Origin of the sequence: Entomomonas asaccharolytica (genome assembly GCF_016653615.1) — a bacterium.
In the GTDB taxonomy this organism is placed as follows: domain Bacteria; phylum Pseudomonadota; class Gammaproteobacteria; order Pseudomonadales; family Pseudomonadaceae; genus Entomomonas; species Entomomonas asaccharolytica.
Map to the genome: position 1 here is coordinate 969,001 of NZ_CP067393.1, position 12,044 is coordinate 981,044.

Here is a 12,044-nt window from a genome sequence, read left to right on the forward strand (position 1 = left end):
AATATAATAAAAATTTAATTATTACTGGAAGTTGTATTCATTATATGAAATTGAGTTAGTATTTACCACTATGATGAAATAAACAATGAGATCAATTAGATTGGAATTAAAGACATAGTAGCCTAAACGGCTACTATGGGGTACGTTCTTTTAGAACTTATTGTAGTAACGGCTCTCACCCCAGATGGCTACAATGATTTATATTGTAAAAATTAATTAAATAAAAAACAAGCTATAAAATTTATAATACTTTTGTCTAGTCTATTTAGGGTGTTGTAAATACAAGTTTAGAGTTATTCTATAATACTATAGTCTAATGCTTAAATTGATTAGGGAAGAATATGAATAACAACTTTATTATAGGTTTGGATATTGGTATTGCATCAGTAGGTTGGGCTGTACTACGACCTAACCAAGCGACTGAGCAAGGAAGAATTATTGATTTAGGGGTACGTTGTTTTGATAAAGCAGAACAACCTAAAACGGGTGAACCTTTAAATTTAGCGCGAAGATTACAACGTAATACACGAACCCGTTTAGCTCATAGGGTACAGCGCCTAAAAAAGCTAAGAAGATATTTGAAATTACAGGGTTTAATAAGCTCTGCTGATGAAAATGCTTTAATTACTCCAGCCAATAGCCCAGATCCTTGGCAACTAAGAGTAAAAGCTTTAGATCAGTTGCTTACTGGAGAGGAGTTAGCTCGTGCTATTTATCATCTAGTGAAACATCGTGGTTACTATGTGGGTCGCAAAGCAGAGGAGTTAGCTGATGAGAAAAGTGACCAAGGCCGCATGAGCAAAGCAGTAAAGGAAACCAAGGGATTATTTGAAAGCAAAAACTATCGTACTGTAGCTGAAATGGTGCTTAAGGAAGAGACTTTTAAGGAAGCTAAAAGAAATAAAGCAGGCGATTATAAACATACTTTTTATCGTAGTTTATTAAGGGATGAACTAAACCTGTTATTAAATAAACAAAGAGAATTGGGTAGCTCTTTTATAACAGATGAGTTTATTGCAGAGGTGGATAATATTTTTTGGTATCAACGCCCTGCATTAAGTGGTGAAGCTATTTTAAAAATGCTTGGCTTTTGTACCCATGAGAAAAAAGAATACAGAGCAGCTAAAGCTTGCTATTCGGCAGAACGTTATATTTGGTTATCCAGTTTAAATAATCTAAGAATAAGGGATCAGGGCGAAATTAGGCCACTTACTGAACAGGAAAGGGCGGTGCTTGTAGACTTACCGTTTTATCAACAAAAAATTACTTATAAAACGTTACGCAAAGAGCTAAAAAAACATTGTGACTTTGCACCAACTAGTTATTTTACAGGAATAGGCGGTAGAACTGAGGATGAGTTGGATAAAGCAGAAAACAAAACCTTTTTTCATAGTAAGGCTTACCATGAGTTAAAGAAAGCCTTTACTGATGGTCGTTGGTTAGAGGTTAGTAAGGATATGGCGTTATTAGATGAAATAGCCACTATTTTAAGTTTATATAAAACCGATGATGAAATTAATCAAAAATTAGCAATGTTGTCCCTTTCTGAGGATGAGATAAAAAAGTTATTGTTAATTAATTTTAGCCAGTTTATTAATCTTTCTTTAGTAGCTTTACAAAAATTATTACCGCATTTAGAAGCAGGTAAAAATTATTATGAAGCTTGTGAGTTATGTGGCTATCATTCAAAAAAAGATCAACAAAAAGTAAAGTATTTACCCTCGTTATATGACTTTCAATTTGATCCAAAAAGTAAGCAGCATAAGCGTATCCCTGTTATTAAAAATCCTGTGGTAATGCGTGCCTTAAACCAATCCCGTAAAGTGGTTAATGAGTTGATTAGAAAATATGGCTCACCTAGTGAGGTACATATTGAGCTAGCGAGAGATTTATCAAAACCTTTTGAAGAACGAACACGTATTCAGAAAGAACAAGATAAGTTTCGCTTAGAAAAAGAAAAAATTGTTGAGTATTTTAATGATTTATTTGTTGGTCGTAATCCACGGGGGGCAGAATTATTAAAGTTTAGGCTGTACCGTGAACAGTCTGGTAAAGATGCCTATACATTGGAAACAATTGATTTAGATAGACTTTGCGAAGATGGTTATATGCAAATAGATCATATTTTGCCTTATTCTCGCTCTTATGATGATAGCTTAAGTAATAAAGTTTTGGTATTAAATAAAACCAATCAAGATAAGACCAATCAAACTCCTTATGAGTATTTGAGAGGTGAACAGGATACTCAACAATGGCGAGATTTTGAGATATGGGTTAGTAATAATAAAAATTATAGTAGACCTAAAAAAGAACGCCTACTTAAGAAAAACTTTGATGAAAAAACAGAAAAAGAATGGGCAAGTCGTAATCTAAACGATACTCGCTATATAGCACGTTTTTTTAGTCAATTTGTAAAAGATAACTTATTATTTGCTAATGATAAAGGGCGTGTAGTAGTGCCTAGCGGCAATATTACCAGTACCTTAAGAAAAGCATGGGGTTTAATCAAGCGCAGGGAACAAAGCGATTTGCATCATGCTTTAGACGCCTGTGTAGTGGCAGCCGCTAACCATAAATTAATCATGGATATTAATGTGCTTAATAAAAAGGATTACTTAAAAGAAAGGGATAACTTTGAAAGAGTCGATAAAAATACAGGTGAAATTAAACAGTTATTTCCTGAGCCTTGGCCAACCTTTAGAAAAGAAGTAGAAGCACGAATAAATGCTAATCCAAAACAGTCTATATTAGATTATAAGTTGCCTAATTATAGCCCAGAGGATATTGATAAGCTAAAACCTATATTTGTATCACGTATGCCAAAAAGACGTAATAGCGGGGCATTACACCAAGAAACTATACGTTCTGCTAAGTATTTAGATAAGCAATTAAGTACCATTCGTAAACCTTTGACCAGTTTAAAGTTAACTGATTTAGATAAAATAGTCGGTTGTTTTATGGATGATGGGGAAACCCCTGATCCTCGTAATACGCCCCTTATTAATGCGCTGCAAAAACGTTTAGAACAATATAATAATGATGGTAAAAAAGCCTTTGCTGAACCTTTTTATAAACCTAGTAAAAAAGGGGAGCTTACGCAATTAGTTAAAAATGTAAAACTATTTGATGTTCAAAAAGGTGGAGTGAAGGTACGCGACGGTGTTGCTAATCAAGACTCCATGTGGCGAGTGGACGTATTTGAAAAAGAGGGTAAGTATTATTTAGTACCACTTTATCAAATAGATCGTAGCCCCAATCAGCCATTACCTAATAGGGCAGCAACGGCAGGTAAGTCAAGAGATCAATGGGTGGAGATAGATGAAAACTATCAATTTAAATTCTCTTTAATGATAAATGATGGGGTATATCTGAAAACTAAAAAAGAAACTTATTTAGGCTATTTTGCAGGGTTAGATATAGCTACAGCAGCTATTAATATTCGTAGCCATGATAATAATGAAAAAGTAGGTAAAAAAGGTTCTGAAGGTGTTTGGCGTAGTATAGGCTTAAAACTGGGTATTGAAAAATTTGAAAAGTTACAAGTAGATGTATTAGGTAACTACTATCCTGTTAAACAGGAAAAACGTTATGGTATGGCGTAGTATTATGATCTCACAACCAGCGCGGCTGCGTTGTGAGCATTTTTCATTAGCTATAGAACAAGAGCAAACGGTGCATATTCCATTTGAAGATATCGCTATTATTATATTGGATCATCGAGAAATACTATTAACCCATCCGTTATTAGCCAAATGCGCCGAACAGGGTATTAGTCTATTTAGTACAGGCGATGATCACTTACCTAATGGAGTATTTATACCTTATTTACAACATAGTCGTGTAACACGTTTACTTAGATTACAGCAAAATCTAAAAAGACCTTTAATTAAACAAGCATGGGCGGCTATTGTTCAGCAAAAAATACTTAACCAAGCTAAATGTTTGGCTATTGTTAAACCTGAGCAAGAGATCATTATAAATCTACTAAGAAATATGGCTAATAAAATACGGTCAGGTGATCCTAAAAACTTAGAAGCACAAGCTGCTGCACGTTATTTTGGCGTTCTTTTTCAAGCGGATTTTAAACGTAAAAATAATAATGTAATAAATGCAGCACTTAATTATGGTTATGCTATTTTAAGAGGTGCGATTGCTAGAGGTATAGTGGCACACGGATTATTTCCTGCTTTTGGGCTATTTCATAATAACGAGCAAAATGCCTTTAATTTAGCAGATGATTTAATTGAACCATTCCGCCCCCAAGTGGATTTATGGGTCGCTAAAAATATTATAGATCAAACTGAACTTTCAACCTTCGATAAAGCAGCTTTAGTTAAATTACTACATGTAGATATAAAAATGCCCACAGGCATAATGACAACCTTATCTGCTATTGAATATTGTATTGAAAGTCTAGTGCGCTACTTAGAGACATCAGGTGAGCAGTTGTTAGCATTGCCAAGTTTGGTAGGAGATCAATTACACCAAAATGAGTAAGGAGACTAGGCGTTATATGCGAATGATAGTGTTGTTTGATTTACCTATGGTAAGCAGTGCAGAAAAACGTGCATACAGTAGGTTCCATCGTTTTTTGCTTAATGATGGCTATGATATGTTACAGTTTTCAGTCTATGGGCGTATTATCAATGGTCGTGATGCAGAGCAAAAACATTTACAGCGATTACAGGTAAACTTACCGCCTGAAGGTTCAATAAGATTATTAACCGTTACAGAAAAACAATTTGCAGCTATGCAACTGCTTTTAGGTAAACCTAAAATTCAGGAAAAAAATGTCAATGCAGAGCAATTTTTACTCTTTTAATTCATTTTTTTATCAGTTGAGTTCCGCTTTACTCTCTGGGTTACAGAGAGTAAAGCGATGGGTATTATAACCATCTGGGGTGAGAGAGGGAACTACAACAGATATTATGCGATTAACTAATAGTTTAATATTATAACCATCTGGGGTGAGAGAGGGAACTACAACTCTTAATTGAAACGCTATCTGTTCATCATGATTATAACCATCTGGGGTGAGAGAGGGAACTACAACTATATCAGTCATTAATAAAGCATAGCGAGTATTATAACCATCTGGGGTGAGAGAGGGAACTACAACGATCAGGTCATTGTAACGGTTAATGTACTTATTATAACCATCTGGGGTGAGAGAGGGAACTACAACTAAGCATATCCATTTATATAGGCGTTTTGGATTATAACCATCTGGGGTGAGAGAGGGAACTACAACATTTTCTGTAGATGGAGCGTAGCGATTTATATTATAACCATCTGGGGTGAGAGAGGGAACTACAACCTATAAGCCACGTATTGAGGGATTGCCGCAATTATAACCATCTGGGGTGAGAGAGGGAACTACAACGCTCATAGTGAGTACCTCGATTAAGTTGTTATTATAACCATCTGGGGTGAGAGAGGGAACTACAACACAATGGACTCAACAAGTATATTAACGCAAATTATAACCATCTGGGGTGAGAGAGGGAACTACAACCATTAAAGATAAACTTACACTTGATTTATTATTATAACCATCTGGGGTGAGAGAGGGAACTACAACTGGAAAGAATGTCAATATTGAAGAGGTTAAATTATAACCATCTGGGGTGAGAGAGGGAACTACAACTCTAAAAAGGCTCTTACCTGCGGTGGTATCATTATAACCATCTGGGGTGAGAGAGGGAACTACAACAGTACCACCGCCGATTACTCACCCACTCGCATTATAACCATCTGGGGTGAGAGAGGGAACTACAACCGCTTTGCCTCGGTTTATATCGCGGTATTTATTATAACCATCTGGGGTGAGAGAGGGAACTACAACGTAAACCAATACCATACCGATGCCGTGTATATTATAACCATCTGGGGTGAGAGAGGGAACTACAACTTAAGAGTATAGAAGCAATTACCAATCTAGATTATAACCATCTGGGGTGAGAGAGGGAACTACAACTGGAACAGCAGTTAATGCTGCTATCACTATATTATAACCATCTGGGGTGAGAGAGGGAACTACAACAGCAGAAAATGAAGTTGCCGGTATTGATGAATTATAACCATCTGGGGTGAGAGAGGGAACTACAACTATACAAGCACAGGGGACAGTTGTAAGTGAATTATAACCATCTGGGGTGAGAGAGGGAACTACAACATATGGTGCGCAGTAGATAAAGAGAAGGAGATTATAACCATCTGGGGTGAGAGAGGGAACTACAACGTATATGACCGCGTTGAGAATCCTAATGAAATTATAACCATCTGGGGTGAGAGAGGGAACTACAACTACTTATAATTTAATGGTTGAAGGCTCTAAATTATAACCATCTGGGGTGAGAGAGGGAACTACAACCACGTATTCGTTGGAAGGCTCATAACCTTCATTATAACCATCTGGGGTGAGAGAGGGAACTACAACTGGAGATATTAAACATGCTTTTAAGAGTTTATTATAACCATCTGGGGTGAGAGAGGGAACTACAACGGTATAGAACAATCGCCCATCGGTCAATCTATTATAACCATCTGGGGTGAGAGAGGGAACTACAACGTCTCTTTGAATATTCTCTGTTCGTAAGTTATTATAACCATCTGGGGTGAGAGAGGGAACTACAACTTCGGAATGCAGATACTTGTCAATAGAAATATTATAACCATCTGGGGTGAGAGAGGGAACTACAACCAGTCGATCCAGTTTGTTCGTCACACCATTATTATAACCATCTGGGGTGAGAGAGGGAACTACAACTTTAACAGGTATGTTTGAAAGACCTGATAAATTATAACCATCTGGGGTGAGAGAGGGAACTACAACACCTTTTCAAGAATTGAGATGGAATATATAATTATAACCATCTGGGGTGAGAGAGGGAACTACAACAAAAAAATAACCGTATACGTCACCGTAAGAATTATAACCATCTGGGGTGAGAGAGGGAACTACAACTTCCATAACTTAAGTAGTAGCATGGTGGTAATTATAACCATCTGGGGTGAGAGAGGGAACTACAACATCCATAAAGGTGAACCACAAGCAGAATTAATTATAACCATCTGGGGTGAGAGAGGGAACTACAACTGCCTGTGCCTTCGGTCAGTAACCAGACACATTATAACCATCTGGGGTGAGAGAGGGAACTACAACTGAAACGGTAGTGTAATACGGTGGTAATCAATTATAACCATCTGGGGTGCAGTTCAATAATGTGTGATCCTTTAAATTTAGCATTATGAGTCATTTAAAAATAAAAGTTATTGCTTAAGCAAAAATACTTAGTTATTACTTTTTTATACTGTATAGCTTCATTCAATAAATATGGAGCAACTTATATGCAATTAGAAAGTAAAAGACTTATTCGATTAGCCGAAGTAATGAATCTATGTGGTTTATCAAGAGCCAGTGTCTACAATTACATCAAAGAGGGTATTTTTCCACCGCCAGCTAAGTTTGGTAAATCTTCCCTATGGGAATTTAACGAAATTCAACAATGGATTAATCAACGGATTGATGAGCGTAATAGTAAAATCCAATAGTAGTTGTTAATCGATCATGGGTAGAGTAGCCAATAAACTAAAAAATAGATTTAAAACTAAAGGAAGGTTTGCACAACTTCCTTATAGTCTTTTTGTGAGTAGCCATTACTATAGTTTAGAAATATCCTCTAGGGCTATTCTACATGGCCTATTAATGCAATATAACGGTAAAAATAATGGCAATTTATCAGCTTCTCATTCTATGGCTAAACAATGGGGCATAAAATCTAAAACCACCTTAGCCAAAGGATTAAATGAACTGATCGATAAACGTTTTATTGTGAAAACAAGGCAAGGACTTTTTTTAAATAGTGATATGAGTTGCAATCTATTTGCTATTACATGGGAAGCCATAGACCATATAGATGGATTAGAACTCACCATAGCGCAAACGATAATACCTTATTACACCATCAAACAAATTATAACAGTTGATCTAACCAGTGATTAAGTTAATCAACAATCATTTTAATGGTTATAGTAAGAGGTTGAGTGAGTTGTTATCATCAGATAGTGCTTAATTGGCTTTAATTCATTATATAAAGCCATTTAAACCTATTTTTAATATCACCAGCAGTACTGCAATAAAACGGTTGTAATCGCTTATTTAAGGCATTATTGAGCAAATAGCAATTTATAAGTTCTCGTTATGCGCGCGTGGGGGTGGTCAGTAAGTGGTCACCTTTTCTACTGAATTGCCTGTATACGTGTGCATAGAGGTGTTCACCTAATGGTCACTTTATTATTTGTTTTCCCCACGTAAGGGTGTGCAACATCTGTGCAAAATGTGTAATTATTATAAAGAATGAGTTTCTCGCGCGTGAGGGTGGTTCTTTTGGTTCTAAAAGTGGTTCTCTAAAATAGCGAAAGCCCTATATACTATGCCATATCCAAACAAGTATACAAGGCTTTCTGTTCCATAATTATATCATCTAAGCTGAATAGGAAAGATAAACTTAGATAAGTGAATTATAGATCACATTAAAAATAAAAAAGTGATCTATATTAATGTTCATTTTAATAGTAACCAGTAATAACCATACCTGAATATATTAGTCTCTATTACTAGCCCTTAACATAGTAACGCTTTAATAAATCATGGTGATCTATTAACTTGTGTTGTAATAGATACTCAGTGATTACTTTTAAAAGCTATCACTAATTAATTTTTTAAACTATTCTTATGCTGTTTTATAGTTAAATATTGCAAAAATAAATCCACCTACTTAATTTGCAAAAAAAACGATTTGTGTTGTCTATACTGTAATAGACTATATTTATCCTTTTTCACACACAAATAATAAATGAATAAAAATGCCACTACGTGGCAAATATATATAAAGGAGTCCATTTAATGGACTGATATTTTGTTTAATGCGTCCAAAAAATGAACCTATAAATCCTTTACAGCTTTAAAAACTGTACAAAATATAATCAATATTTTTACTATCAGTCCATTTACTGTACCTAATCGGTTCAAAAAATGGACTGTCATTTTATTCTTTAGGTCGAATTAATACTTAATAAAAATACTCTAATTGGATAAAGCACACATAACGATTCATAACTTATTCAAGATACAAAAAGAATTTGAGACAGTTTCTAATTCTATTAGGATATCCCTAGCCATGGGGTATAGTGAAATAGCATAAAATACTACTAGTATTAAAAATTTTTTAGGGTTCATTAAGCAAGCAAAATCATTATTTTTGTATGTATTAAAAATATACAATAACAATGGTCGTTTAATCATTGAGCTACTGTTATCCGTCAAGTCGCTCTAGGTCAAGTAAAGGTAAGGGATTAAATAGTAATAAATAAGGAACTAAACAATATTCCTATAATGAAGATGTGGGAAAACTTCCACCTTGGTAACAAATGAAAAGAGAAACAGTAGTAGTTTACAACTAATGTTTAAAAAATTATCTAAATAATAAAACGCATGCTTGCGAAATAATAAGTATGTCATCAATCAATAGTAAATAATATTAGCATTCTAAAGACTTGTTTTTTGTGTTGGTGTGATGTTTAATTATCTCGCTCTAACTAAATCGTTAGGGTATGGGCTTGGTCGCTCATTTAGTAAGAACGCCGTCATAGATACAACTTAGCATGTCATCTAATGCTTTTTTGTGTGCAGTTCTATGGCGGACTATGTTCGGGACATCTTCGGATGTGCCGATTTGTTCTTACGTCGGTCGACCAACCCGTTCATAGTCCGCCCCCATATTCAAGCTGTTATAGGGTAAGTTAAATTACACAGGAAGTACCTATTATGTTTAATGCAGCAAACTCAACCCATTTCTATTTTGATGTACAAGGTATAACCAATAAAAACCTTCAAGTATTAGCTTTTGATGGTATAGAAGGCTTAAATAGTGAATATATTTTTGAAGTTACTTTAGTCAGTAACCATTTGCGTTATGACATTACAAAATTACTTAGTCAATCTGCTTACCTATCCTTTACCCCTGATAAATCTCAAGGTGTACATGGTAATATCCTATTTGTTAAGCGTGGTGCAGTAGGTAAAGACTATTCGTTATTTAAAGTAATTTTAGCCCCTAAATTTAGCCATTTACATAAACGCTTTAATCAAAGAGCCTTTATCAATAAATCAGTTATAGAAATAATTACAACAATACTCAATGAACATGGGCAACAACAAACCATAGATTTTGACTTCAAATTAAAAGAACAATACCCAAAAAGAGAATTTTGCTGCCAGTACGAAGAAACAGATGCTAGTTTTCTCTATCGTCTCTGTGAAGAAGAAGGCTTAAGCATTCATTACCAACATAACCAAGATAATCATTTAATGGTAATTAGTGATAATAATAACTTCTTCCCAACTCATCAAAACAGCTTTAGTTATGCCAGTGATACAGGTTTTGTAGCAGATCAACCTGTATTTAAACGATTTGATGTAAATCTTAGCAGTGCAACTACTTCTGCTAGTTATCGTAATTTTAATTTTGAGACTACCAAAATACCAGAAGGCAATGCACAAGGTAGTCAAAGTAAAAAGGCTAATGAAGCCCAAGAACCAAATTTAGAATACTATGATTACCCACAACGCCACCTTAATAAAGCCAGAGGTGACTACTACTCTAAAATAGAAATAGAACGTTTACGGGCAAACCATATCCTAGCCGAAGCCTATACTGATATACCTGATCTAAAAAGTGGTTACTGTTTTACCCTAGAAAATTACCCCTCTTTAGATACATTAAATACCGATGACAAATGGCTAATAGTACAAATCTACCATCAAGGTAGGCAACCACAAGTTTTAGAGGCAGTAGGCAGTGAAACCAGTGCTATTATGCAAGAACCTAACTACCTCTTTAAATATTACCAATATCCTATAAGTGAAGCCCTACAATTTCCCTTTGATCAATTTGCCCAAGGCTATAGAAACGTCTTAGTTAGTATTCCCCATCCAGTACCTCATAGACCACAACGACTTCATCCAAAGCCAAAGACACTAGGCAATCAAACCGCTATTGTTACAGGTGCATCAGGAGAAGAAATCTACTGTGATGAATACGGACGAGTGAAGATTCAATTTCACTGGGATCGTGAAGGAAATTATGATGAATACTCAAGCCATTGGGTAAGAGTAGCCAGTAACTGGGCACATGATGGCTATGGTACTGTGGTTATCCCTAGAGTTGGTATGGAAGTGATGATCGACTTCTTAGAGGGTAATATTGATGATCCCATTGTGGTAGGCGCTTTACATAATGGTGTTAATAAAGTGCCTTATGATCTACCAGCTAACAAAACCAGATCAGTATTCAAAACCTCCTCCTCAAAAGGAGGAGTAGGTTCTAACGAATTTAGAATAGAAGACAAAGCAGGCTCAGAACAAATCTTTGTCCAAGCCCAAAAAGACTTCGACCAACTAACAAAAAACAACCACACCATAGAAGTAAAAAACAATAGTCACCTACAAGTTCAAAATGAACATTCAGAAACTATTGTTAAAAACAGATACACCAAAAACCAAAGTGAAGAACATCATCTAACCCAACTAGATAGAAAAACCCAAATACTACAAAACGACTACAAAGATGTAGCCCTATCAGAACATACCAGTATAGGTACAATTAAAACCACTGAAGCAGGTATGGAAATACACCTCAAAGCAGGTGCTCAATGTGTAGTTGATGGAGGCTTATCCCTCACTCTCAAAGCAGGTGGACAACATATCGTACTTAATCCTGCTGGAATATGGATGACTATGCCTGTATGGACTGGTGGTGTACCAATGGAAGGTACTCCTGCTATACCACTTCCACCTCTGACCAAAAACAAAGCAGTGGAACAAGTGACAGCACCGCCTGTAAACCTACAAGCCTCCGCTAAAAACCTAACAGACCAAGAAAAAGGAGAAGCAACAGACTTCTTCCTCTTCTCTGAATAGCAAACCAATAGGTTTAATAAAACGAACTAATACTTAAAACGAATGGAAACAGTGATACTAA

At 35.6% G+C, this 12,044-nt stretch carries 6 protein-coding genes and 1 CRISPR repeat array; all 6 genes read left to right on the forward strand.

Going from position 1 to position 12,044, the window contains the following annotated elements; all coding sequences use genetic code 11:
* Nucleotides 1-341 precede the first annotated feature (341 nt).
* The 6 genes from cas9 (at nt 342) to tssI (ending at nt 11,983) form a co-directional block, all read left to right on the forward strand.
* Nucleotides 342-3,602, forward strand: a complete 3,261-nt coding sequence (gene cas9 / locus JHT90_RS04390; protein WP_201094594.1) for a type II CRISPR RNA-guided endonuclease Cas9 — start codon at nt 342-344, stop codon at nt 3,600-3,602.
* Between the two features lie 4 nt (nt 3,603-3,606).
* A complete protein-coding gene (gene cas1 / locus JHT90_RS04395; protein WP_201094598.1) occupies nt 3,607-4,497 on the forward strand; it encodes a type II CRISPR-associated endonuclease Cas1 in 891 nt (296 codons plus the stop codon).
* 16 nt (nt 4,498-4,513) lie between these two features.
* A complete protein-coding gene (gene cas2 / locus JHT90_RS04400) occupies nt 4,514-4,822 on the forward strand; it encodes a CRISPR-associated endonuclease Cas2 (protein WP_201094601.1) in 309 nt (102 codons plus the stop codon).
* A gap of 63 nt (nt 4,823-4,885) precedes the next feature.
* Nucleotides 4,886-7,165: a CRISPR direct-repeat array (repeat unit 36 nt; unit sequence ATTATAACCATCTGGGGTGAGAGAGGGAACTACAAC).
* 185 nt (nt 7,166-7,350) lie between these two features.
* Entirely contained in the window at nt 7,351-7,554 is a 204-nt protein-coding gene (locus JHT90_RS04405; protein ID WP_201094603.1) for a helix-turn-helix transcriptional regulator, read from the forward strand.
* 16 nt (nt 7,555-7,570) lie between these two features.
* Complete coding sequence (locus JHT90_RS04410; protein WP_201094604.1) at nt 7,571-8,005, forward strand: hypothetical protein; 435 nt, start codon at nt 7,571-7,573, stop codon at nt 8,003-8,005.
* Nucleotides 8,006-9,829: 1,824 nt separating this feature from the next.
* On the forward strand, nt 9,830-11,983 hold the full coding sequence (gene tssI, locus JHT90_RS04415) for a type VI secretion system tip protein TssI/VgrG (RefSeq protein ID WP_201094607.1): 2,154 nt from the start codon (nt 9,830-9,832) through the stop codon (nt 11,981-11,983).
* Nucleotides 11,984-12,044 lie beyond the last annotated feature (61 nt).